This window comes from Streptomyces sp. NPDC006261, assembly GCF_040613515.1.
In the GTDB taxonomy this organism is placed as follows: Bacteria; Actinomycetota; Actinomycetes; order Streptomycetales; family Streptomycetaceae; genus Streptomyces.
Map to the genome: position 1 here is coordinate 35,974 of NZ_JBEXSI010000044.1, position 24,596 is coordinate 60,569.

General features: G+C 72.8%; 16 protein-coding genes and 1 pseudogene. 12 read left to right on the top strand and 5 right to left on the bottom strand.

Features of this window, described 5'->3' with window-relative positions; all coding sequences use genetic code 11:
• The first annotated feature begins 2 nt into the window (after positions 1–2).
• From ABZ154_RS25585 to ABZ154_RS25600, 4 genes are all read left to right on the top strand, one after another.
• Positions 3–944 (top strand): S8 family serine peptidase, encoded by a 942-nt coding sequence (locus ABZ154_RS25585; RefSeq protein WP_356836319.1) that lies wholly within the window; start codon positions 3–5, stop codon positions 942–944.
• Positions 928–1,548 (top strand): GAF domain-containing protein, encoded by a 621-nt coding sequence (locus tag ABZ154_RS25590; RefSeq protein ID WP_356836321.1) that lies wholly within the window; start codon positions 928–930, stop codon positions 1,546–1,548. Before ABZ154_RS25585 ends, ABZ154_RS25590 begins: the two co-directional genes overlap by 17 nt.
• 77 nt (positions 1,549–1,625) lie before the next feature.
• Positions 1,626–2,414 carry a sugar phosphate isomerase/epimerase family protein gene (locus tag ABZ154_RS25595; protein WP_356836323.1) on the top strand — a complete coding sequence of 263 codons (789 nt, stop codon included), beginning with the start codon at positions 1,626–1,628 and terminating at the stop codon, positions 2,412–2,414.
• Between the two features lie 133 nt (positions 2,415–2,547).
• The gene (locus tag ABZ154_RS25600; protein WP_356836325.1) at positions 2,548–4,380 is read left to right on the top strand and encodes a glycoside hydrolase family 3 N-terminal domain-containing protein; all 1,833 of its coding nucleotides are present in this window, start codon (positions 2,548–2,550) and stop codon (positions 4,378–4,380) included.
• An 83-nt stretch (positions 4,381–4,463) separates the two neighbouring features.
• On the opposite strand, the gene ABZ154_RS25605 is transcribed toward ABZ154_RS25600, so the two are convergent.
• The 3 genes from ABZ154_RS25605 to ABZ154_RS25615 all read right to left on the bottom strand — a co-directional run bounded on the left by ABZ154_RS25605 (position 4,464) and on the right by ABZ154_RS25615 (position 10,348).
• Positions 4,464–5,951: a S28 family serine protease gene (locus tag ABZ154_RS25605; protein ID WP_356836326.1), complete on the bottom strand. Its 1,488-nt coding sequence runs from the start codon at positions 5,949–5,951 to the stop codon at positions 4,464–4,466.
• A 123-nt stretch (positions 5,952–6,074) separates the two neighbouring features.
• The gene (locus tag ABZ154_RS25610) at positions 6,075–6,443 is read right to left on the bottom strand and encodes a hypothetical protein (protein WP_356836328.1); all 369 of its coding nucleotides are present in this window, start codon (positions 6,441–6,443) and stop codon (positions 6,075–6,077) included.
• Positions 6,444–6,595: 152 nt separating this feature from the next.
• Positions 6,596–10,348: an ABC transporter ATP-binding protein gene (locus ABZ154_RS25615; RefSeq protein ID WP_356836330.1), complete on the bottom strand. Its 3,753-nt coding sequence runs from the start codon at positions 10,346–10,348 to the stop codon at positions 6,596–6,598.
• Between the two features lie 205 nt (positions 10,349–10,553).
• Between ABZ154_RS25615 and ABZ154_RS25620 the strand changes: the two are divergent.
• Together ABZ154_RS25620 and ABZ154_RS25625 are read left to right on the top strand one after the other, a co-directional pair.
• Positions 10,554–10,850, top strand: a pseudogene (locus tag ABZ154_RS25620) (type II toxin-antitoxin system RelE/ParE family toxin); the annotation flags it as partial.
• 112 nt (positions 10,851–10,962) lie between these two features.
• Positions 10,963–11,427, top strand: coding sequence for a helix-turn-helix transcriptional regulator (locus ABZ154_RS25625; protein ID WP_356836332.1), 465 nt, complete (start codon positions 10,963–10,965; stop codon positions 11,425–11,427).
• A gap of 47 nt (positions 11,428–11,474) precedes the next feature.
• Here ABZ154_RS25625 and ABZ154_RS25630 read toward each other — a convergent pair whose 3' ends face one another.
• A complete protein-coding gene (locus tag ABZ154_RS25630; RefSeq protein ID WP_356836334.1) occupies positions 11,475–13,157 on the bottom strand; it encodes a thiamine pyrophosphate-binding protein in 1,683 nt (560 codons plus the stop codon).
• Positions 13,154–14,134: an agmatinase gene (gene speB / locus ABZ154_RS25635; RefSeq protein ID WP_356836336.1), complete on the bottom strand. Its 981-nt coding sequence runs from the start codon at positions 14,132–14,134 to the stop codon at positions 13,154–13,156. The genes ABZ154_RS25630 and speB overlap by 4 nt, the downstream gene beginning before the upstream one ends.
• Positions 14,135–14,360: 226 nt before the next feature.
• On the opposite strand from speB, the gene ABZ154_RS25640 reads away from it, so the two are divergent.
• From ABZ154_RS25640 to ABZ154_RS25665, 6 genes are all read left to right on the top strand, one after another.
• The gene (locus tag ABZ154_RS25640; RefSeq protein ID WP_356836338.1) at positions 14,361–15,905 is read left to right on the top strand and encodes a PucR family transcriptional regulator; all 1,545 of its coding nucleotides are present in this window, start codon (positions 14,361–14,363) and stop codon (positions 15,903–15,905) included.
• An 80-nt stretch (positions 15,906–15,985) separates the two neighbouring features.
• Positions 15,986–16,261, top strand: a complete 276-nt coding sequence (locus ABZ154_RS25645) for a hypothetical protein (protein WP_356836340.1) — start codon at positions 15,986–15,988, stop codon at positions 16,259–16,261.
• A gap of 117 nt (positions 16,262–16,378) precedes the next feature.
• Entirely contained in the window at positions 16,379–17,722 is a 1,344-nt protein-coding gene (gene eccD, locus ABZ154_RS25650) for a type VII secretion integral membrane protein EccD (RefSeq protein ID WP_356836354.1), read from the top strand.
• A gap of 54 nt (positions 17,723–17,776) precedes the next feature.
• Positions 17,777–18,964, top strand: a complete 1,188-nt coding sequence (locus ABZ154_RS25655; protein ID WP_356836342.1) for a MinD/ParA family protein — start codon at positions 17,777–17,779, stop codon at positions 18,962–18,964.
• Positions 18,965–19,016: 52 nt separating this feature from the next.
• Positions 19,017–23,003: a type VII secretion protein EccCa gene (gene eccCa / locus ABZ154_RS25660; RefSeq protein ID WP_356836344.1), complete on the top strand. Its 3,987-nt coding sequence runs from the start codon at positions 19,017–19,019 to the stop codon at positions 23,001–23,003.
• Positions 23,004–23,080: 77 nt separating this feature from the next.
• Positions 23,081–24,505 (top strand): DUF6177 family protein, encoded by a 1,425-nt coding sequence (locus ABZ154_RS25665; protein WP_356836346.1) that lies wholly within the window; start codon positions 23,081–23,083, stop codon positions 24,503–24,505.
• The last annotated feature ends 91 nt before the right edge of the window (positions 24,506–24,596 follow it).

Genomic DNA, 24,596 nt, shown 5'->3' on the forward strand with positions numbered 1-24,596 from the left:
CGATGGGCACCGCGGGAGAGACGACGGCGACAGCCGGAACGAGGGCTGCCCCAGGGCAGGGCCTGACCTGGAGCCTGCGCGGGCGCGGCCCCGAGGACGTGCCCGTCCTGGGCGACCCGGGACCACCGGGCGGACACCCCGCCGGGCCCGCCACCGGACGCGGCGTCCGTGTGTGCGTGGTGGACTCGGGGGTGGAGCGCGACCATCCGCTGGTCGGCGAGCCGGCCGCCTCCTGGGTGGTGGTCAAGGACGCGGAGACCGGGGAGATCACGGTCGAGCCGACGACCACCGGTGACACCTGCGGGCACGGCACCGCGTGCGCGGGCATCATCCGCCGGACCGCGCCGGAGTGCGAGATCCACAGCGTCCGGGTGCTGGGCGAGCGGTTCTCCGGCACGGGGGACATCCTGATGGCGGGGCTGCGCTGGGCGGTCGAGCAGCGCTTCGACGTGGTGAACCTGAGCCTGTCGACCACCCGCACCCGGTTCGCGCAGGAGCTGCACTCCCTCGCGGACAGCGCCTACTTCGCCCGTACGGTGATCGTCGCCTCGGCCCACAACACCCCGGTGGAGAGCTTCCCGTGGCGGTTCGCCTCGGTGATCTCCGTCGGCAGCCACCAGGAGGACGACCCCGGCCTCCACCTCTACAACCCTGAGCCGCCCGTGGAGTTCTTCGGGCCGGGCCAGAACGTCACCGTGCCGTGGCTGGGCGGCCGGACGATCCGCACCACCGGGAACAGCTTCGCCACGCCCTACGTCGCCGGGCTCTGCGCGCGGATCCTGTCGGCGCATCCCCGGATGACGGCCTTCCAGCTCAAGAACGCCCTTTACCTGTCGGCGGCCAACGTGCGGCACGAGCCGAGCACCGAACACCCCCCGCGTCCTTCAGACCCCCCGCGTCCCTCAACAGCGGCAGGAGATACCCGCGATGACTCCGAAGACTGAATCCGCCCCGGCGTCCCCCCTCGCCCCCGCCTCCTCCGACACACCCCGCAACGAGCTGCTCCAGTCGGTCGTCGACGTGGCCCGTGCCATCTTCGGCGCGGCCGCGAGCTCGGTCCTCCTGCTCGACGAGGAGACGGACGAACTGGTCTTCCGGGCGGTCTCCGGGGAGGGCCAGGAGTTCCTGGTGGGGCGCCGGTTCCCGGCCGGGCGGGGGATCGCCGGCTGGGTGGCGACCTCGGGCGAGCCGATGGTGGTGGACGACCTGTCGACCGACCCGTCGTTCGACCGCTCGCTGGCCGAGTCCACCGAGTACGTCCCGGACTCCCTGATGGCAGCCCCGCTGATCAGCGACTCCCGCGTCCTGGGCGTCCTCGAAGTGCTGGACGCCTCACCGCAGGCCCGCTCCAGCGTGCGGGAGCTGGACCTGCTGGCGATGTTCGCCCGGCAGGCCGCGGCCGCCCTGCGGGTGATCACCCCGGAGCCGGTGGCCGCGGCCTCCGGCGGGCGGGCGCTGGAGGGGGCGGAGCGCGAGGACGCGCTGCGGCTGCTCGGTAGCCTGGAGCAGGTGCTGCGGGGCACCGCACAGCGGCCCGGGGCCGCATAGCAGCCCGGGCGGCGGGCAGGAGCCGGGGGAAGGGCGCCGGACACACTCCCGCGCGTCACGATGGGAAGGACACGCACGTGAAGCTCGCTTTCTCCACTCTCGGGGTGCCGGGAATGCCGGTGGCCGAGGTCGTCCGGCTCGCCGCCGAGCACGGTTACGAGGGCGTGGAACTGCGCGCCCACGCCGAGGAACCGGTACACCCGGGCCTCTCCTCCCTCGAACGGGCCGATGTGGTCGAGGCGTTCAAGGGGGCCGGAGTGGAGATCCTGACGGTCGCCGGGTACGTCCAGGTGGCGGCCGAGGGCGACGACGAGGCCATCTCCGCCGGGCTGGCGGACCTGGTGAAGCTCGCCCGGGACCTGGGCGCCCGGTACGTCCGGGTCTTCCCCGGCGGCGGTGACCAGGACCCGGCGGACGCCGACGCGACGGCCGCCCGCCGCCTGGGCGCGGCCGCCCCGGCCGCCGCCGACATGGGCGTCGGCATCCTGCTGGAGACCCACGACTCCCACCGTGCGGGCGCCGACGTGGCCCGGGTCGTGGGCACCGTCGGCCACCCCAGGATCGGGGCCGTCTGGGACGTCCTGCACACCTGGCTGGCCGGCGAGGACCCGGCCGCCGGCCACGCGGTGCTGGCCCCGCACCTCGGCTACGTACAGGTGAAGGACGTCGCATCGGCGGACGACCTCACTCCGCTCCCCCTGGGCGCGGGGGTGCTGCCGCTGGCCGCCTGCCTGGAGCCGCTGGACCCGGAGACGTGGGTGTGCTGGGAGTACGAGAAGCGCTGGCACCCGGGCGCGGCGGAGCTGCCGGGCCTGCTGCGCGCGGGGCGGGACCACCTGCTGCGGCTGGGGGCGCCCAAGCAGTAGCGCCCGCCCCGCTCCCCGACCACCCCATCGCGCGCGTGTCGCTGCCGTTCCGCTCCCGCCCCCTTGACCGAAAGTTACTTTCCCTATATCCGTATCATCTTGGAAGTTTCTTTCAGTCAGGGAAGGAGCTCACGTGCCCCACCGCACCTCACGACGCACCCTCCTCACCGTCGGCGCCGCCGCCACGGCAGCCGCGGCCACCGGCGTCCTCTCCGCCACCGGCACCGCATCCGCGCACCCCACGAACGCCTCCACCGACCGTCGGCTGCGGCGGATCATCGCCGGGATGAGCCTGGAGGAGAAGGTCGGCCAGCTCTTCGTGATGCGGGTGTACGGGCACTCCGCCACCGACCCCGACCAGGCCGACATCGACGCGAACCTCAAGGAGATCGGGGTCCGCACCGCCGCCGAGCTGGTCGCCACCTACCACGTCGGCGGGATCATCTACTTCGCCTGGGCGCACAACACCCGCGACCCGCACCAGATCGCCGCCCTCTCCAACGGCATCCAGCAGGCCGCCCTCGGCAAGCCCTCCCGCGTACCGCTGCTCATCTCCACCGACCAGGAACACGGCATCGTCTGCCGGGTCGGTGAGCCCGCGACCCTGCTGCCGGGCGCGATGGCCCTGGGCGCGGGCGGCTCGCGGTCCGACACCCGGCGGGCGGCCTGGATCGCGGGCGCCGAACTGGCCGCGCTCGGCATCAACCAGAACTACGCGCCCGACGCCGACGTGAACGTCAACCCGGCCAACCCGGTCATCGGCGTCCGCTCCTTCGGCTCCGACCCGCAGGCGGTGGCGGACCTGGTCGCGGCGCAGGTGAAGGGCTATCAGGGCGCCGGGGTCGCGGCCACCGCCAAGCACTTCCCCGGGCACGGCGACACCAGCACCGACAGCCACACCGGGCTGCCCGTCATCGAGCACACCCGCCAGGAGTGGGAGGAGCTGGACGCGCCGCCGTTCCGGGCCGCGATCCGGGCCCGCATCGACTCGGTCATGACCGCGCACATCGTGGTCCCCGCGCTCGACCCGTCCGAGGACCCGGCCACGCTGTCCCGGCCGATCCTCACCGGCATCCTTCGCGAGGAGCTGGGCTACGACGGGGTGGTGGTCACGGACTCGCTCGGCATGGAGGGCGTGCGCACGAAGTACGGCGACGACCGCGTCCCGGTCCTCGCACTGCTGGCGGGCGTGGACCAGCTGCTGAACCCGCCGAACCTCTCGGTCGCGTGGAACGCGGTCCTGGAGGCGGTGCGGGGCGGTGAGATCAGTGAGGCGCGGGTCGATGAGTCGATCCTGCGCATCCTGCGGCTCAAGACCAGGCTGGGGCTCTTCCGCGACCCGTTCGTCACCGGCCGGGGGGTGGACCGTACGGTCGGCATCCGCAAGCACCTCCTCGACGCCGACCGGATCGCCGAGCGCACGACGACCCTGCTCGCCGACCCCGGCACCCTGCTGCCGCTCTCCCGCCGCACCCACCGCCGCCTCCTCGTGGTGGGCGCCGACCCGGCGTCCCCGTCCGGTACGACAGGCCCGCCGACCACCACCCTGGCCGACGCCTTCACCGAACTGGGCTTCTCCGCAACGGCCTTGTCCACCGGTACGGCCCCGAACCAGGCGAAGACCGCCGAGGCGGTCGCCGCCGCGCAGGGCAGGGACGCGGTGGTCGTGGCCACGTACAACGTCACGGCGGGCAGTACGCAGCGCACCCTCGTCGACGCCCTGGTGGCGACCGGCGTCCCGGTGGTCGCCGTCGCGATCCGCAACCCGTACGACGCCGCCCACCTCACCGGCCGGGGGGTCGCCGCGATCCTGGCGTCCTACTCCTGGACGGACGTCGAACTCCGCGCCGCCGCCCGGGTGATCGCGGGCCGCGCGCATCCGGAGGGCAGGCTCCCGGTACCGGTCCAGCGGGCGGACGACCCGGCGCGGGTGCTGTACCCGGTGGGCCACGGGCTGTCGTACTAGCGCGGACCGCGGCAGCACTGTGCCCGCCGGCTCCCCTCCGTACGGAGGGGAGCCGGCGGGCACGAGCGGTTACGGGCGGATACTCACGGGCGCAGGACGCCCTCGTCGCGCTCCACCTCGCCGTTGAGCTGGTCCAGCCTCGTGTCGAACTCGGCCAGCGGCTTCGCCTTCGCCGGATCCGCCTGGACGGCCGCCGGGGCGACCCCCGCCCAGCGCTGGATCGCGGCGGTGGCCTTCGCCCTCTGCTCTTCGGTCAGACCGGAGATCCGGGCGCCGTGGTTGCCGCCCGGCACGGTGTGGACGTAGCTGTCCTTGGCACCGCGCCCGAGGCGGAAGGGCTCCGCGCGCCACGGGTCGTTCTCCCCGTAGACGTACAGCATCTGGTGGGCGTTGTTCCGGACCCAGCTGTCCACGTCGCGCATCGCGCCCCGGTCGAACGTCATGGGGATGGAACGGGGCACGAAGTTGCGCGGGGGCTGGTAGCCGTAGCGGCTCAGGTTGCCGAGCCAGGGCTGCTTGATGTCCGGCGATCCGAGCTGGGTGCCCGCCTGGTAGTAGTACGGGGTGTACTTCTCCAGCTCCTGGTCGGAGTAGTAGCCGAAGCCGGAGATCGCGTCGACGGCGTCCCAGATCCCGTCATCGGTGGCGCTCTTGGCGTCGGGCAGGATCTCGGCGCAGTCGGCGAGCGTGCTGTACTGCCAGAACGCCCAGATGTAGTCCATGACGGCGGCCTCGTAGGCCCCGTCGACGGAGCCGAGGGTATGGAAGGTGAGGCCGTTGGCGGCGGCGTACTCCTTGAACTTCTTCTGGAGCGGGGCCCGGCGGATCAGCGCCTCGCGCTGCACCGCCTGCAGCTTGTCGCGGCACTCCTTGGTTCCGACGTTCCGGAAGAACCGGTCGTACGCGGAGTCCTCGTGGTCGACGACGTCGTTGGGCGCCACGTACGCGACGACGGCGTCCATGTCCTTGGGGTAGAACCGCTCGAAGTACGTGGCGGTCATCCCGCCCTTGGAGCCGCCGGTGGCCAGCCACTTCTGCGCGTAGATCTTCTTCAGCGCGGTGAACACCCGGTGCTGGTCGGTGGCCGCCTGCCAGATGTCGAGCTTGGACCAGTCGGCGGGGGCCGGACGCGACGGGGTGAAGAATCGGTACTCCAGGGAGACCTGGTTCCCGTCGATGATCTGCGTCGGCTCGCTGCGGCCGGGGTTGGTGGAGACGTTGTAGCCGCTGGTGGAGAAGACCGTCGGACGGGCGGTGTCCTTGTGCAGCACGGTGATCCGCTGCTGGAAGGTGCCCTTGGACGGGCGCCGGTGGTCGACCGGCTGGGTGTAGTTGAGGACGAAGTAGCGGTAGCCCGCGTAGGGCTTCTCCCCGATCAGACTCATCCCCGGAATCGCCAGGATGCGGTCCTTGATGTCCTCGTTGCTCGCTTCGCCGCCGCGTACGGCAGCGAGGCTGTTCTGACTCGCGTCCGGTTCCGCGGCGGTGGCCGCACCGGCCGAGGCTCCCGCCGCTCCCACCGTGCCGATGAGCACCGCGAGCGAGAGAACCCCTGTGAGCGCCTTGCGCATGCACCCTCCCCTTGATTCACAACAGTCGCCGTGAACTTAGCGAGGGCAACGCACTGCGCGCCAGACCCAGTTGCGCGTGTCCCGGTTCCTCACGCGTTTCCCTTACAGGGCCTTACGGCTCGGTCAGCACAGGATCCAGCCGGTCGAGGCCGACTTCCCGGCGACCGCTCCGGTGGCCCGGACGCAGCGGTTGAGGGCGTTGACCGTCACCGGACCGGCCATCTGCGTGAACGAACCGCTGTCCTTGACCACCCGCCCGCCGCGCGGCTGGAGCGTGACGCTCATCGCCCGCCGCTTGCCCGGCTTCTTGGCGACGGTGACGGCACACGCGTGCGCCCGGCTCTTGTAGACGCGCAGCTCCCCCGTCGCGAACGTGACGGTCTTCGCGGGGCGGCCGGAGCAGCCGGGTGCGGCCTGGGCCGCCGTCGCCGGGGCGCCGGCGAGGAGTACGAGACCGGCCAGCAACGGCACGACGAGGAGGCGCGCCGCCACCCCCTCGCGCCGGGACCGTCTCTGCGATCCCCTGGTTCCCGCCGCCCTGTCGAACACGTTCGCCCCCACCTGACATCTGTACGCACCTGTGCGTCCTTGGCTACGACGCAGCAGACCGCCGGGAGGTTGCGTGGGCGGGCCCGAAGACCGGTTCAGACACCCGCCGGCTCGTCCTCCCCTATGTCCTCGCCCATGCCCTCCCCTATGAACGTGCGCCACAGCCGGGCGTACCGCCCGTCCCGGGCCAGCAGCTCGTCGTGCGTGCCGTCCTCGGCGACGCGGCCCTGGTCCATCACCACGACCCGGTCGGCGCGGGCGGCGGTGGTCAGGCGGTGCGCCACCACCAGCGTGGTGCGGCGGCCGGTGAGCCGGTCGGTGGCCTGGTTGACCAGGGCCTCGCTGGCGAGGTCCAGGGCGGCGGTGGCCTCGTCCAGGAGCAGGATGTCCGGGTCGACGAGCTCGGCCCGGGCGAGCGCGATGAGCTGGCGCTGCCCGGCGGAGAGGTTACGGCCGCGCTCGGCGACCTCGTGGAGGTAGCCGTCCTCCAGGGTGGCGATCATGTCGTGCGCGCCGACCGCGCGGGCGGCGGCCTCCACCCGGGCGTCGGTGGCGTCGGGCAGCCCGTAGGCGATGGCGTCACGGACCGTGCCGGGGAAGAGGTACGCCTCCTGGGGGACGACGCCGAGGCGGTGGCGGTAGGCGGTCATGTCGAGCCGGCGCAGGTCGGTGCCGTCGGCGGTGACGCGCCCGCTGGTGGGGTCGTAGAACCGGGCGACGAGCTTGACGAGGGTCGACTTGCCCGCGCCGGTCTCGCCGACGAAGGCGACCGTCTGTCCGGCCGGGATGCGCAGGTCGACGCCGGTGAGGGCCTCTTCCGCCTCATCCTCCTTGTCGTACGCGAAGGAGACGTCCTCGAACGCGATCTCGCCGCGCAGGGAGTGCACGTCCAGCGGTTCGTCCGGGTCGGCGGTGGAGGTGGGCTCGCGCAGCAGCTCCTGGATGCGGCCGAGGGAGACGGTGGCCTGCTGGTAGCCGTCGAAGACCTGGGAGAGCTGCTGGACGGGCGCGAAGAACAGTTCGATGTACAGGAGGTAGGCGACGAGGGCGCCGGTGGTCAGCGTGCCGTTGTCGACCCGGCCCGCGCCGACGATGATCACGGCGGCCGCGGCGATCGAGGCCAGCAGCTGGACGAACGGGAAGTAGATCGAGATCAGCCACTGGCCGCGCACCCGGGCCTGGCGGTAGCTGGCGCTGCGCTCGGCGAAGCGGGCGGCCCCGTCGTGCTCCCGGCCGAAGGCCTGGACGATACGCAGACCCGAGACGGACTCCTGGAGGTCGGCGTTGACTCCGCTGATGCGCTCACGGGCCAGCTCGTACGCCTTCACGCTGCTGCGGCGGAAGAAGAAGGTCCCGATGATCAGCACGGGCAGCGTCGCGAAGACGACCAGGGCGAGCTGGATGTCCAGGACGAGCAGGGCGACCATGATGCCGAAGAAGGTGACGACGGAGACGAACGCGGTGACCAGGCCGGTCTGGAGGAACGTGGAGAGCGCGTCCACGTCCGTGGTCATCCGGGTCATGATCCGGCCGGTCAGCTCGCGCTCGTAGTAGTCGAGGCCGAGCCGCTGGAGCTGGGCGAAGATCTTGAGGCGCAGCGAGTAGAGGACCCGCTCGCCGGTCCGGCCGGTCATCCGGATCTCGCCGGTCTGGGCCACCCACTGGACGACCACGACGGCCAGCGCGATCGCGGAGGCCGCCCACACCGCGCCGATCGACACCTGGGTGACACCCTCGTCGATGCCGTACCGGATCAGGACCGGCAGCAGCAGGCCCGTCCCGGCGTCGACGGCGACGAGCCCGAGGCTGATGAGCAGGGCGCCGCCGAAGCCGCGCAGCAGCCGGCGGAGCCCGTAGGAGTCCTCGGACCGTACGGCGTTCGCCTCGTCGACCTGCGGGGTGTCCGTCGCGGGCGGCAGAGCCTCGACCTGGGCGAGCAGCTCGGGGGTCGCGGGCATCCCGGCGACGGTGGCGTCCCGGTCCTCCTCCTTGCGGATCCACAGCTCGGGCGTGACCCCGCGCTCGGCGTCGAACTCAACGTCCAGCTCCTCCTGCAGGGCGCGGTCGCCGTCGGGGTCCGCTTCGGTGTGCGGCGGCCGGTGGCCCGGGGAGGTGCCTCCGAGCTCGTCGGGGTCGGTGAGCAGGCGGCGGTAGAGCGGGGAGGCGCTCTCCAGCTCCTCGTGGGTGCCGATCGCGGCGAGCTTCCCGCGGTCGAGGACGGCGATGCGGTCGGCGAGCTGGAGGGTGGAGCGGCGGTGGGCGATGAGGAGCGTCGTACGGCCCTCCATCACCTGCTTGAGGGCCTCGTGGATCTCGTGCTCGACACGGGCGTCGACGGCGGAGGTGGCGTCGTCCAGGAGGAGGAGGCGGGGGTCGGTGAGGATGGCGCGGGCGAGGGCGACGCGCTGGCGCTGGCCGCCGGAGAGGGTGAGCCCGTGCTCGCCGACCGTGGTGTCGTACCCCTCGGGCAGCGCGGAGATGAACCCGTGGGCCTGGGCGGCCCGGGCGGCCTGCTCGATCTGCTCCTGGGTGGCGTCGGGGAAGCCGTAGGCGATGTTGGAGCGGACGGTGTCTGAGAAGAGGAAGCTGTCCTCGGGGACGAGCCCGATGGCGGCGCGCAGGGACGCCTGGGTGAGCTCACGGACGTCGTGGCCGCCGATGAGGACGGCGCCGTGGGAGACGTCGTAGAAGCGGGGCAGCAGGAGCGAGACGGTGGACTTGCCGCTGCCGGAGGCGCCGACGATCGCGACGGTCTCGCCGGGTTCGACGGTGAGCGAGAAGCCGTCGAGGACGGGCCGCTCCTCGTCGTAACCGAACCGCACGTCGTCGAACTCGATGCCGGCCGGGGCGTCGGCGGGCAGCTCCTTGGTGCCGTCCTGCAGGGAGGGCTCGGTGTCGATCAGCTCCAGGACGCGCTCCACGCCGGCGCGGGCCTGCTGGCCGACGGTGAGGACCATGGCGAGCATCCTGACCGGGCCGACGAGCTGGGCGAGGTAGGTGGAGAAGGCGACGAACGTGCCGAGGGTGATCTCGCCCCGGGTGGCCAGCCAGCCGCCGAGGGCGAGCATGGCGACCTGGCCGAGCGCGGGCACGGCCTGGAGGGCGGGGGTGTAGCGGGAGTTCAGCCGGATGGTGCGCAGCCGCCCGGCGAAGAGCCGTCGGCTGACCTCTCGGAGCTTGCCGGTCTCCTGGTCCTCCTGGCCGAAGCCCTTGACGACCCGGACCCCGGAGACGGCTCCGTCGACGACGCCCGCGACGGCGGCGGCCTGGCCCTGGGCGTACCAGGTGGCGGGGAAGAGGCGCTTACGGGAGCGGCGGGCGATGGCCCAGAGCGCGGGGGCGACGGCGAGGGCGACGAGGGTGAGCGGCAGGGAGAGCCACGCCATGATCACCAAGGACATGAGGAAGAGCAGGACGTTCCCGATGGTCATCGGGAGCATGAACAGCAGCCCCTGGATGAGCTGGAGGTCGCTGGTGGCCCGGCCGACGACCTGCCCGGTGGAGAGCTCGTCCTGGCGCTTGCCGTCGAGCCTGGTGATCGTCGCGTACATGTCCGTACGCAGGTCGTGCTGGACGTCCAGGGCGAGCCGGCCGCCGTAGTACCGGCGGATGTAGGTGGCGATGTAGACGAGGACGGCCGCGCCGATGAGGAGGCCGGTCCAGACGGCGAGCGAGCGCGTGTGGTCGGTGACGACGTCGTCGATGATCACCTTGGTGATCAGCGGGACGAGCGCCATGACGGCCATCCCGGCGAGCGAGGAGCCGAGCGCGAGCACGACGTTGCGCCGGTACCGCCACGCGTACCCGGTCAGCCGTCGGCCCCACCCCTGTTGCTCTGCGCCCGTCACGCGTTGCCTCCCGGCCTTCTCCGCTGATCCGCCTGTTCCGCCCGATCTTCCGGAAGGCACCAACACGGCGGGGAGCGGATTTCATCCCTCCGCAACGATCGCACCCGGCGAGCCGGGTCAACGCAGGGCGCCTCCCTCACTCGTGCGGCGGACTTCCTGCCCACTTCGGACAGATATACGCTGGCGGATATATACGCTCCTCCATATGGAAGAACCCTTCATCGTCGAGATCGGGCCGGAGGTCCGACTGTGGCTGACGAACCTGTCGGCGAGTGCCTACGGGCGGGCGGCCCACGCGGCGGGCAGGCCGGCGCGGAGTGCGACCATGCTGGGCGAACCGCACTCGCGGTTCATCGGGGACGGAGTGCGGGAGCTCAGGTTCGGGATGGGACGCGATCGCGGGGCCGTACGAATGTCGTGCTGGCTGGCGCCGGGTCGCCGGGTCGTCATGCTCACGGTCTTCCGCAGGACGCGGCAGCGCGAGAATGCGGAGATCGCTCGCGCCAGGCGCGCCAAGGCGATCTGCGAGACGGAGCAGGAGCCCGCCCACGACACATTCATCCGCGATGTCTGGACGCGACGTCTGGACGCGACGTCTGGAAAGGAAGAGCCACATGGTGAGCCACGCACAATGGAAGCTTGCCCGGGACCGGAAGGTCGCCGAGAGCATCTCGGAGGGCGAGGACAGCGCCGAGAGCGCGGAGCGCGTACGGCGCCGCCTGGAGCTGGATCTGGCCTGGGACCTCGGACAAGCCGTCTACGACCGTCGTACGGAGCTGGGGCTGGCCCAGACCGAGCTGGCCCGGCGGGCGCGGATGAGCCAGCCGCAGGTGTCCAAGCTGGAGCTCGGGGGCTCCATGCCGACGGTGCCCCTGCTGGCCCGGCTCGCTCGCGCCCTGGACGCAGACTTCAGTCTGACGCCGCTGGGTGAGGGCGTCCGGGTCTCCTTCACCCCTCACGATCCCGCGCATACGAAGGCCGGCACAGAGCCGTCCTCCATGGAACACGCGTCCGCGTCCGCCGCCGAAGCGGAGGCGGAGGCGGACGCGAGCGCGGAGAGGACGGCGGCCACGGGCTGAGGGGGCGGGTCCGGCTGAAAAATGCCGGCCTCCCGCCCCCGCCCGGTCTACAGGTGCGTCGGCTCGAACATCCGCAGCAGGGCCGGAAGCACGACGACGGACGGTCCGGGCTCGGCCAGCGCCTTGCCCAGGTCCGCTGCGAGCGACTCCGGTGACGTACGGATGGCGGGCACGCCGAAGGACTTGGCGAGGGCGACGAAGTCCGGGCGGGACAGCTCGGTCCCCGTGGCCTCGCCGAAGGCACCCGTCATGTACTCGCGCAGGATGCCGTAGCCCCCGTCGTCGACGATCAGCCACGTCAGCGGCAGGTCGTACTGGCGCGCGGTGGCCAGCTCCGCGATGGAGTACATCGCCCCGCCGTCGCCGGAGACCGCGAGGACCGGCGTGGTCGGGTCCGCGGAGGCGGCGCCGATGGCCGCCGGGAAGCCGTAGCCGAGGCCGCCCGCGCCCTGGGCGGAGTGCATGGTGTTGGGGCGCCGCGCGTCGAACGCGGACCAGGCCCAGTAGGCCAGGATCGTCATGTCCCAGAAGCTGGGCGAGGCGTCGGGCAGCGCCTCACGTACGGCGGCGAGGACCTGCTGCTCCAGGGTGAGCTCCTGGGCGTCGATCCGGACCCTCACCTTCTCCAGCACCGTACGTACACGCTCAGCCGCACCCGCGTCCTCGCGCCGCTCCACGGTCTCCAGCAGCTCGGACAGCGCCTCGCGGGCGTCGGAGTGGATGCCGAGGGCGGGGTGGTTGGACTCCAGCTTCCCGGCGTCCGCCTCGATCTGGATGACCCGGCCGCGGGGGCGGAAGGTGTGGTAGTTCGAGGAGAGCTCACCGAGCCCCGAGCCGACGACGAGCAGGACGTCCGCGTCCTCCAGGAAATCGGTGGTGTGCCGGTCCTCCAGCCAGGAGCGCAGCGAGAGCGGGTGCTCCCAGGGGAAGGCGCCCTTGCCGCCGAAGGTGGTGACGACGGGGGCGTCGATCTTCTCGGCGAGCGCGCGCAGCTTGCCGGAGGCGTCGGAGCGTACGACGCCGCCGCCCGCGATGATCACCGGCCGCTCGGCGTTGGACAGCAGGTGGGCGGCGGCGATCGTCAGTTCGGGGCGCGGGTAGAGCTCGCGCGGGGTGGCGTCCATGGCGCTGACGACGGGCAGAGTGGTCACGGTGAGGAGCACGTCCTGCGGGATCTCCACCCAGACCGGCCCGTGCGGGGCGGTCAGCGCGGACTCCCACGCGGCGGCGATCGCGGACGGGATCTGCGAGGCGGCCCGCACGGTGTGCACGGACTTCACGATGTCCCGTACGGAGGCCTGCTGGTCGCGCAGCTCGTGCAGATAGCCGTGGCGCCCGCCGCCGAGCCCCGCCACGGGGATCTGGCTGGAGAGCGCGAGGACGGGCGCGGAGGCGGCGGCCGCCTCCTGGAGCGCGGCCAGCGAGGTGAGGGCCCCGGGCCCGGTGGACAGGAGCAGCGGCGCCACTTCCCCCGTGATCCGGCCGTACGCGTCGGCGGCGAACCCGGCGTTGTTCTCGACGCGGAGTCCGACGTAACGGAGGGAGGAGCGGCGCAGCGCGTCGAACATGCCGAGCGCGTGCTGGCCGGGCAGTCCGAAGACGGTGGTCGCGCCGAGCCCCTGGAGGGACTCGACGACGAGGTCACCGCCGGTGCGGCCGGGCGGCGGGGTCAGGACGGCGGCGGCCTGCGCGGCGGTGAGCTGCGGCCGGTCGTCGTGGTCGTGGCTCACTTGGCTTCCTTGTTTCCCTTTGCCGCCGCGATCTGACGGGACATGATCGTCGTCAGCTCGTACGCGGTGTGGGAGGCGGCCACGGAGGTGATCTCGGCGTGGTCGTACGCGGGCGCCACCTCCACCAGGTCGGCGGAGACCAGGTGGCAGGAGGAGAGCCCGCGCAGAATCTCCAGCAGCTCGCGGGAGGTGAGGCCGCCGGCCTCGGGGGTGCCGGTGCCGGGGGCGTGCGCCGGGTCCAGGACGTCGATGTCGATGGAGATGTAGAGCGGCCGGTCGCCGATGCGCTGGCGCAGCTGGTCGGCGATCTCGTCGACACCGCGCCGCATGACGTCGGCGGAGGTGACGATGCCGAAGCCCATCTTCTCGTCGTCCGTCAGGTCCTGCTTGCCGTAGAGCGGGCCGCGGGTGCCGACGTGGGAGAGGGCGGAGGTGTCGAGGATGCCCTCCTCGACGGCGCGGCGGAAGGGGGTTCCGTGGGTGTACTCGGCGCCGAAGTAGGTGTCCCAGGTGTCCAGATGCGCGTCGAAGTGGAGCAGGGCGACGGGCCCGTGCTTCTTGGCGACGGAGCGCAGGAGGGGCAGGGCGATGGTGTGGTCGCCGCCGAGGGTCATGAGGCGGGCGCCGGTGTTCAACAGGTCGTCGGCTGCGGCCTCGACGGTCTCCACGGCCTCGTTGATGTTGAACGGGTTCGCCGCGATGTCCCCGGCGTCCGCGACCTGCGCGAGGGCGAACGGGGAAGCGTCCTGGGCCGGGTTGTACGGGCGCAGCAGCCGGGACGCCTCACGGATGGCGTTGCCGCCGAAGCGGGCGCCGGGCCGGTAGGAGACCCCGCTGTCGAAGGGCACGCCGACGACGGCGACATCGGCCCGCCCGACCTCGTCGAGCCGGGGCAGCCGGGCGAACGTCGCGGGCCCGGCGTACCGGGGGACGCGGGAGGAGTCGACGGGGCCGCGCGGCGATTCGTTGCTGCTCATGGGGGTGGAGTGCCTTTCGTTTCAGGATTCGTACGGGTTTCGTACGGTGTCAAGTGTGCGGGACCCACGGGGCCGGGCGGCGACCTCGAGCCCGTCCGGCGATTGAGGACGGAAGCGGTCCGTCTCGCGCAACAGGTGCAGTGCGGGTGGTGCAGGTGCGAGGAAGACGGTAGGTGGCCGAAAGGCAGCGTTGAAGTGTACGTTTCCTCCACTCTCACCGCCGTGAATGGACGAACCCTCCATGCCGACATCGCCCGCCCACTCCCCCGGCCCGCCGGCCCCGCCCATCCCCCTCGCCGCACTCCTGGCGAGCAAGGAGCTGGGCTTGCGCCGGATCGCGGGCCCGGCCGACGCCGACCTCCTCTGGGTGCACACCTCGGAGATGGCCGACCCCTACCCGTACCTCCTCGGCGGTGAGCTTCTGCTGAGCGCCGGGGTGCTGCTGACAGATCCGGACCACTATGTGGCGCGGCTGGTGGAGGCGGGCGCGGCGGCGCTGGGTTTCGGCGTCCGCCCCGTGTACGAGGCGGTCCCGGAAACCCTCGTCGAGGCGTGCGACCGGCACGGGCTGCCGCTGCTGGAGGTGCCGCCGGAGACCCCGTTCACGACGATCGCGCGGGCGGTGTGGCGGCTGATGGCGGAGGCCCGCCACCGGGAGCTGCGCCGGGTGACCCGGGCCCAGCAGGCCCTGGCGACGGCGGCGGCCCGCCCCGACCCCGTACCGGCGGTCCTCCACCAGCTCGCCACGCAGCTGAGCGGCCGGGCGGTGCTGCTGACGGCGCGGGGCGAGGAGGTCCACGCGGCGGGCCGCCGCCCGCCCCCCAAGGCTGCGGCAGCGCTGACGCGGCTGGCCCGTGTGGTCGCCCGCGAACGCCCCGGCTCCCCCGCCTCGGCCACGGACACCCACGGCGACACGCACCTGGCGGCGTACGCGCTGGGCGGCGGCGAGGGCCTCGTCCTCTCCCTGGCGACCCGGCAGCGGGAATCGGGCGACCACACGGTGGCCGGGATCGCGGTGGTCCTGCTCTCCCTCCTGGCCGCCCCCCACCAGGGTGCGGACGCGGCGGACCGCTCGGCGGCCCTGGTACGGCTGCTGCTCGGCGCGACGCCCGCCGAGGTGGCCCCGCTCCTGGGCCCCGACGGCCCCTGGACGGTGATCCACGCCCGCCGCAGCGACGGCACGACGCCGGACGCCCTGACGGCGGGGGCGCTGGGGGCGTCGCTGGGCTCGGCACTGGTGGACGCGGTCCGGGAGGACGACGACGGCACCGTACGGGTCCTGCTCCCGGCGACCGCGAGGGAGGCGCCCCCGCATCCGAGCGGCGCCGTGGAGCCCGGGGAGCCTGGGGAGCCCCCGCGAGCCCCCACCGTGCCTCAGCACCCGGGCTGGACCCTGGGTGTCTCCGCCCCCACCCCCCTCTCGGCCCTGGCCGCCGCCGACACCCGGGCGGCCCGCGCCCTGGCCCACGCGGAGGCGACCCGCACCACGCTGAAGGCGGACGCCCCGGTCACCGGCCTGGCCGCCCTGATCCCACCCGGCCAGGCGGCCGCCCACGCCCGCACCCTCCTCGCCCCGCTCACCCCGCCCCTGGCCGACACCCTGCGCTGCTGGCTCTCCCTGCACGGCAGCTGGGACCGCACGGCGGTGGCCCTGTCCGTGCACCGCAACACCGTCCGCCAACGCATCGGGCGGTGCGCGGAGTTGCTGGGCGTGGACCTGAACGACATGGACGTACGGACGGAGTTGTGGTTCGCGCTGCGGCGGGAATAGCGTCCCGGCGCGGGGAACGGGCCCTGAGGTGTACGGCCCGCTCGGCCATGCCTTATGTTGCAGTGGCAAAGGGGGAGCGCATGGCAAGGGATTACGACAGCCAGCTGCTGGAGTCCGTGGGGGTGCGCCGGCGCCGGATGCGGGACGCCCTGCTGTTCGGCGTGGAGCGCGCACGGCGGACGGCGGACGAGCGGCTCGGCAAGGTTTTCGCGGGGATCGCGATCACGGCCGTGCTGTGTGCGGGGTGCGTGGGGTGGTCCTTCCTCCAGCACACCCTGGACAAGCAGAAGGCCGAGCAGCAGAAGCACCAGCAGCGGCAGGCGCAGCAGTACGAGCAGCCGCCGCATGAGTGGTGAGCGCCACTCCGCATTTCCTATCGAAGATAGGAAAGAGCGCGCAGTGCCTTATCGGTCAATTGGCCCGAAAGCTCGGAAAATCACGATGATAGGTTTCCGTAAGTGGTGAGCACAGCAATGACGTCCCGCTCGGAACTGAGCCGGGTGACCCTGGTCGGCGAGCGGCGCCGGGCCGACATCGTGCTGCCGTCCGACACCCCCATCGGCCAACTCCTGCCGGACATACTGCAGTTGCTGGACGACCGGGCAGCCTCTCGGCCACTGACCAGGCAGTTGCTCACGTCCGACGGCTCGGCCCTTCCGCACGACAGCACCCTGGCCTCGGCGGGCGTCAGCGACGGTGCCGTACTCCGGCTCGTCAGGATCCACGCCGCTCCGCCCGCCCCGGTGGTGCACGACGTCACGGACCAGGTGGCCGACACCCTCGATCTGCAGGCCTGGCGCTGGCGTCCGGCCGCGCGCAGGGTCGCCGCGGGGGCCTCGACCGTGGCGTTCTCCGTGATCGCCGCACTGCTGGCCCGGCGCGAATTCCCGCTGGACACCCTGGCCGGCGCGCTGGCGGCCGTCACCGCCGTCCTCCTCGTGGGGGGCGCGCTCTGCGCCCGGATCGGGGCGGGCAACCGCGGGCTGGCCACCGCGCTGCTGTTCGTCTCGGGCGGCCTCGGCGTTCTCACGGCGTGGACCGCCGCCGACGCCTACGACTGGTCGGGCCCGGCCCGGCTGGCCGCGGTGGCGGCGGCGGTGGCCCTGGCCCTGTTGCTGCTCGGACTCTTCTCCCCGCTCGGCCGCGGCGGCCTCATCGGGGCCGGGGCCACGGCCGCCGTCACCGCGGTGTGGCAGGCCGTCGCCGCGGTGGAGTCGGATCCGGCCCGGCTGGGCGCGGTGATGGCCGTCTTCTCCGTGGTGCTGCTCGGCCTGCTGCCCAGGATCGCGCTGATGGCGTCCGGGCTCACCGCTCTCGACGACCGGCGGTCGGGCGGGGCGTCGGTCAGCCGCCACGACGTGGCCAACGCACTGGCCGCCACACACCGCGGTCTCGCCCTCGCGACGGTGGTCACCGCGGTCTCGGCGACCTCGGCGGGCTGGCTGCTCACCCTGTCCGCGCGGCCGACCGTGTGGACGGTGCTTCTGCCGTCGGTGGTCGCGGTGGTCCTTCTGTCGAGGGCCCGCGCGTTCCCTCTGGTGGCCGAGGTGGTGGCCCTGTTCGCCGCCGCGGCGGTCCTCGTCGTGCGTCTCGTCATGCAGTGGATGGAGCAGGCGTCCGGGGGCTCGGGTCCCGTCATCCTGCTCGGAGTGGCGGCGCTGCTGCCTCTGCTGGCCCTGTCGGTGGAGCCTCCCGAGCATGTACGGGTGCGGCTGCGGCGCACCGCCGATCTGGTCGAGTCCATCGGCATGGTGGGGCTGTTCCCGCTCGCGGTCGGTGTGTTCGGCATGTACGGCCAGTTGCTCGACAAGTTCTGACATGGGTGCGCGCGGGCTCCGGTCGGGGCATCGCGGCGGAGGAGAAGGGCAGACATGCCGAACGGGGACAACTGGCAGGGCGATGTGCTGCGCGACCTGAGGGGCGCGTCCGGGCCGCCTGCTGCGGGCACCGGCGGGCCGCCGGCTTCCGTACCGCCCGCTCCACCCAGCGCGGCGCAGGCCTTTGGAACGGACCGCATACCCGCGCCGACGCAGCCGCCCGCCCCCGCACCGACCCCCGCGCCCGCGCCTGCGCCCGCTCCCCAGCAGGCATCCACGCCCCAGCAGATACCCGCGCCGCCTCGCCCCCGCCGCCCCTCGGCTCCCGATTCGCGAGCCGTGGTGGACAGCTCGCTGAGCGGCACGGCCCGCCGCCCGCAGCGGGGTGAGCCGGTCGCCGTACGGGTCGCCCGGGCGGTGCGCCGGCTCGTTTCCTCCTCGGCGGCGCGCGAGGTCGCCGAGCTCACCCGTACCGCCGAGGCGCTCCAGCAACCGGTCACGACCGGGCGACAGATCGCCGTCACCTCCATACGGGGCGGCGCGGGCAAGACGACGGTGGCGGCCCTGCTCGGCACGGCGTACGCGCACTACCGCCAGGACCCGGTCCTCCTGGTCGAGGCCGACCCGGCGCTCGGTTCGCTCCCGCTGCGGCTGGGCGCGGAGACGCTGCGCTGGACCACGGCCGACCTGGCGGACATCGTGGAGCCGCAGATGTCGCTGCTCGACGTCACCGGCTACCTGGTCCAGCTCCCCGAGAACGCCTGGCTGCTGCCGGGAAGCCAGGGGCAGATCGGGGCGATGCTGGACACGTCGACGTACGAGCGGGTCATGGTGGCGCTGCGCCGCTACTTCGGGGTGACGGTCGTGGACTGCGAGACGCTGCCCGCCGAGGTCGCCCGGGTCGCGCTCTCCGCCTCCCAGGCCCGGGTGCTGGCCGCCCCGGCGACCCTGGACGGCGTCACGAGCACGTACGCCGTGCTCCAGTGGATGCAAGGACTCCCCCGCCACATGATCGACGGAACCGTCGTCGTGCTCTGCAGCACGGTCGCCCGCCCCGGGATCGACGTCGAGGCGGCCGCCGAGAAGCTCCGGTCCACCGGCGCGGGCGTCCATGTCCTGCCGTACGACCGGCACTTGGCCGCCGGGGGCGTCCTGCGTACCGAACTGCTCGGACGACCGACGCGGCTGGCCGCGACCCGGCTCGCCGCCGAGGTCTTCCAGCTCTCCCAGAAGCGCCGGTGACTTCGATGCAGTCCGTGAACCACGAGCCGACCGCCAACGCCGGACGAAGCCGATGAGCACCCGACTGATCCACCGCCCCGCCCGGACCACCCGCCCGCCGGCCGCTCCCGCGCCGCGCACCATCGAGGCCCCGCCGAACCTTCCCGAGGGGAAGGCGGGCAACATCGCGATGTCGCTGCTGCCGGTCGCCGGGGTCATGTCGTCCGTCGTGATGATGACCGTCGTCCGCAACAGCCAGTTCGCCGCGCTGGGCGCGATCATCCTCGTGGTCACCGTCATCGGTTCCGTCGCCCTGCTCTTCTCGCAGCGGGGCAAGGCCCAGCGCACCCGGCGCACGCAGCGCGAGGCCTATCTCGCCTATGTGGAGGACCTGCGCGAGGAGTTGTCGGCCGAGGAGCGTGAGCGGCGCGAGCGGGCGGACGTGCTGAACCCGTCGCCGTACGCCCTGTACGACATCGTGCGCGACCCGGCCCGCCTCTGGGAGCGGCGACGGGTCGACGACGATTTCCTGCGGGTGCGGGTCGGCACGGGCGAGATGCCCGTACGGGATCTGCAGATAGCCGAGCCGGGGTCGTCGGTGCTCACGCCGCCCGACCTGTTCATGCTCAACGAGGCCTCGGCGCTGGTGAAGCGGTTCCGCAACGGCACCGAACTGCCGCTCACCGTCCCGCTGGACCGGATCGGCAACGTCAGCGTGATCGGGCCCCGCGAGGACTGCCTGCGGGTGGCCCGCGCGCTGCTCGTCCAGACCGCCGCGCTGCACGCCCCCGACGACGTGGCCGTCGCTCTCGCCGCGCCCGGCGACCGGATGGCCGACTGGGAGTGGGCCAAGTGGCTGCCGCATCTGCTCGACAGTGAGCAGTTCGACGGCCCGGTCGCCGCCCGCCGCATCGCCCCCTCCGCCCCTCAGCTCGCCCGGCAGCTCGGCCCGGAGCTGCGCCGCCGGGCCTCGTACGCGGCCGAGGTCCGCCGCGGTCTGGCCGGGCGGGACGCGCTGTCCATGAACTCCCGGCTGCTCGTCGTCACCGACGGGCACGGTGAGGACGCCGTGGACCTGCCGCGCCCGGACGACGCCGTCGGCCTGAGCGAGATGGGCGTCACCGTGCTGCACCTGCTGGAGCAGCGGGTGCAGGAGCCGGGGCAGGTCAGCGTACGGATCACCGTCGACGGCACCGACGTGGCCATCGAGGACCTCAGAGCGCCGGAGCCCCTGGAGGCCCAGGGCACGGTGGACGAGGCGGGGATCCCGTTCGCCGAGGGGCTGGCCCGGATGCTCGCGCCGCTGCGTCTGTCCGCCGAGTCCCTGGCCGACGCCCCGCTCTCCGGGCCGGTCGAGTTCGCGGCGATGCTCGGCATCGACGACGTGGCCCGCCTCGACCTGGACCGGCTGTGGGCGCCGCGCGGCGAACGTGCCTTCCTGCGCGTCCCGATCGGTATCAGCGACTCCCACGAACCGGTGCTTCTGGACCTCAAAGAGTCCTCGGAGCTGGGGATGGGCCCGCACGGTCTCTGCGTCGGCGCGACCGGTTCGGGAAAGTCGGAGCTTCTGCGGACGCTCGTCCTCGCCCTGGTGGCCACGCATCCGCCTGAGGACCTGGCGCTGGTGCTGGTCGACTACAAGGGCGGCGCGACGTTCGCCCCGTTCGCCGACCTGCCGCACGTGGCGGGGGTCATCACCAACCTGGAGAACCAGGCGGGACTCGTCGAGCGGGTCCACTCCTCCCTCGCCGGTGAGGTCAAACGGCGCCAGCAGGCGCTCAAGGACGCCGGGAACGTCGCTGACATCGGGAACTACGCGGCCCTGCGCGCCGAGAAGCGGCCGGACCTGGACCCGTTGCCGCACCTGTTCGTGGTGATCGACGAGTTCGGTGAACTGCTCACCGCAAAGCCGGACTTCATCGACCTGTTCCTCTCCATCGGCCGCATCGGCCGGTCCATCGGCGTCCACCTCCTCCTCTCCAGCCAGCGCATCGAGGGCGGCAAGCTCAAGGGCCTGGACACCTACCTCTCCTACCGGCTCGGGCTGCGCACCTTCTCCGCCGACGAGTCCCGTACGGTCCTGGACACCACGGACGCGTTCCACCTGCCCCCGCTGCCCGGCTTCGGCTATCTGAAGGTCGACACGAGCCACTACGCCCGGTTCAAAGCCGGTTACGTCTCAGGTGGTTACCGAGGCCCCGTCCGCCGCGCCGACGAGGAGGAGACCGGCCCGCTCGCGCTCCCGTACGAGGCGTTCAACACCCTGGCCGGACCGGACGAGGTGCAGCAGACCGCGGAACCGGCCTCGCGCCGCCGCGAGACGGGCCCGACGGAACTCGGCGTCATGGTCGAGCAGTTGACCGGCGCCGCGCCGCCCGTACGGAGCATCTGGCTGCCCCCGCTGCCGACCGCCACCTCCCTGGACACCGTCGCGGGCCCGCTGGACATCGGCCCGCGCGGCATGCGGCTCGCCGGTGCCGGGTCGTCGAGCGGGCCCCTGCGCGTGCCGGTAGGCCTGCTCGACGACCCGGCCAGGCAGTGGCAGGGCCAGTGGTTCCTGGACCTCACGGTGGCGGGCGGCCACGCGGCCGTGATCGGCGGCCCGCAGTCCGGCAAGACGACGCTCCTGCGCTCCCTGGTCCTCTCCCTCGCCCTGACCCACACACCGCGCGAGGTCGGCGTCTACGGTCTCGACCTGGTCGGTGGCGGCCTCCAGGCGCTCTCCGGACTCCCGCACGTCGGTGGCATCGCGGGCCGCGCCGACCGGGAGCGGGCCGCGCGCACGGTCGAGGAGGTCCGCACCATGCTCGCGCTGCGCGAGGACCTCTTCCGCGAGCACGGCATCGACTCGGTCGAGCAACTGCGCACCCTGCACGCGGCCGGCCGGCTGCCCGAACTCGCCTCGGCCGAGATCCTGCTCGTCATCGACGGATTCGGCGCGCTCCGCGACGACTTCGACGAGCTGGACGACGCGATCGCCGACATCCTCAAGCGTGGTGGCGGTTACGGCATCCACGTCGTCGCGGCCATGCTGCGCTGGAACGACGTACGGATCGCCACCCAGTCGAACTTCGGCACCCGCGTCGAGCTCCGGCTCAACGACCCCAGCGAATCCGGCATCGACCGCAAGCTCGCCGAGACCCTGTCGCCCGACGAGCCCGGCCGCGTCCTCACTGACGGGAAGCTCTTCGCCCAAGTGGCCCTCCCCCGCACCGACGGGGTCGCCGACACGGCGGATCTCGGTGCGGTCCTGGAGCGTACGGCCCGCTCGGTGCGGGCCACCTGGAACGGCGACGTGGCGCAGCCCGTACGGGTGTTGCCGCACCTCCTGGAACCGCACTCACTGCCGGGTCCGGCGGCCGAGCCCACCCGCGTACCGATCGGTCTCGACCAGTCGGCGCTCGCGCCCGTGCTGCTGGACCTGTTCCAGCACGACCAGCACCTGCTGGTGCTGGGGGACAGCGAGTGCGGCAAGACGAACCTGCTGCGGACGGTGGCGCACGGCCTCATCGACCGCTACGGCGAGGATGAGTTGGTGTTCGCGGTGATGGATCCGCGGCGCTCGCTGCGCGGCGCGGTGCCGGAGGAGTTCAACGGGGGGTACGCCTACAACCCCAAGCTGTGCACGGGCCTTTCGATGGGCATCGCCACCGAACTGGAGAAGCGGCTGCCCGACGAGAACGCCCGCCTGGAGGACCTGGAACCCGGCAACTGGGGCAGGGGCCCCCGGATCGTCGTGCTCGTCGACGACTACGACGTCCTGACGACCGCCGGACAGTCCCCGCTGGCCGCGTTCCTCCCGTACATCCCCTCGGCGGTCGACATCGGCCTCCACTTCGTCCTGACGCGCCGGGTCGCCGGCGCGTCGCGGGGCATGTACGAGCCGCTGGTGCAGGGCCTGCGGGAGTCGGGGGCCTCGGCGCTGCTGATGGCGGGCGACCGCAGCGAGGGGCAGCTGTTCCCCGGCGTGTACGCCTCCCAACAGGCCCCGGGCCGTGGCGTGTTCGTTCGCAGGGGCCAGCCGAACCGCCTGATTCAGACGGTGTACGCGCCGAGATGACGTACACCGCTGCCGGTCCATGACCGCCCATCGCCCACCGCCGAACGACGAACGACGAAGGACCGGACGACCACCCCATGACCAAGGACGTCATAGCCCTCACTCCCCGGATGCCCGACCCGTGGGCCGTACTGGCGGGCCTGCTCTCCGGCGGCCCGGACAAGCTGGTGGGCACGCGCGGGGAGGGCGCGGTGATCCAGCTCTGCGACCCCGAGGGCCGGCCGCTCGTCTCCGTGGAGGCGCCGCTGCTGGTCTCCGTCGAGGGCGAGGCCGAGCGGCTGCTCGGGGCCACGGCGCCCCCGGTCCCGTACTGGTGGACCGAAGCACGCGCCACCACGGGGGTCGCGGAGGCGGAGCAGCTCGCGGGCACGTTCGCGACCCGGCTCGCCTCGCTGCTGGGCGGCTCCGCCTGGCCCCCGGACGCCGCCGGTTCGCTCGCCGTGGTGAAGACCGACGGCGTGAGCGTGGCGCCGGAGCCCGCCGCCGCGCAGCCCGCGATCGACGTCCTCACCGAGCGGGTCGCGGTCGTCATCCAGGACCGCCCGGTGGTGGCGATGACGGCGTGGCTCTCCGACGCCTTCCGGGCGGCGGCCGAGGCGGGCCTCGGGCTCCAGATCGTCAGCCCGGCGGGTACCACGCTCTCCCCCGCCGTACGGGACGCCCTGGGCGGCTGGCCGTCCCGCTGGATCGTGCAGGACGAGCGGGACGGCTACTACGACGGCCTGACGGGTGCCGTACTACGCTGGCAGGACGGCATGTTCGCCCCGGTCGCCTCCCCCGGCGCGACGGAGGACGACCCGCGCACTCCGGTGGCGGCCACCTTCCAGGAGGTCCGGGACACCGGCGAACGCCAACTCGCCCTGACCTTCCGCATGGTGCACCCGGCGGACGACCGGCTGGTGCTGGGCGGCGGGCTGGAGACGGTGTGGCGGGAGCTGACGGACGCACCGCCGGCCGGCTGGGGCACGTCGGAGCCGGCGACCCTCCCGTGGTCGCCCCGCCGGCTGACCGACGTGGCGCACGAGCGGGCGCCGGAACCGACCTGGTTCGTCGTGGTCGGCCACCGGGACCGGCCGGCCATCGCCACCGTACGGATCACGCGTACGGAGGCGGGGGTGGAGGAGCACGTCACGCTCGCGTTCGGCTACGGCAGCGGCTCCGGCGAGGAACTGCCCCTGGACGCCCTGCCCGCCGCCGCCGAGGCGCTCGCCACCCGCCACCACCTGCAGTCGATGCTCGTACAGCTTCGCAAAGCGCGACGCGATGTGGCCGTGCCACCGCGCTTCGAGGGCCCCGGGGTTCCGCTGGCCTTCGTCCTGGGCGCCGAGGAGGTCCGCACGATGCCGGGAGACCGGGCCCGCCGCACACCGCTGGCAGAACAGCCGGTGACGCTCGGCCCGAGAACCCGACCTGCGCTGTACTACCCGCTGCCCGGGGACCCTTCGGACCTGTCGGGCTGGCAGGACTTCGAACAGCTGATGCGCCATCTGAAGGGGGCCTAAGGGCTGTCCCGCAAGTCGGGGCTTCTTCCCAGGGACTGGGCCTCAGTTGATATCCCCGGGCCTGTGACCGCGTGCTGTGGCAGCCTGCCGT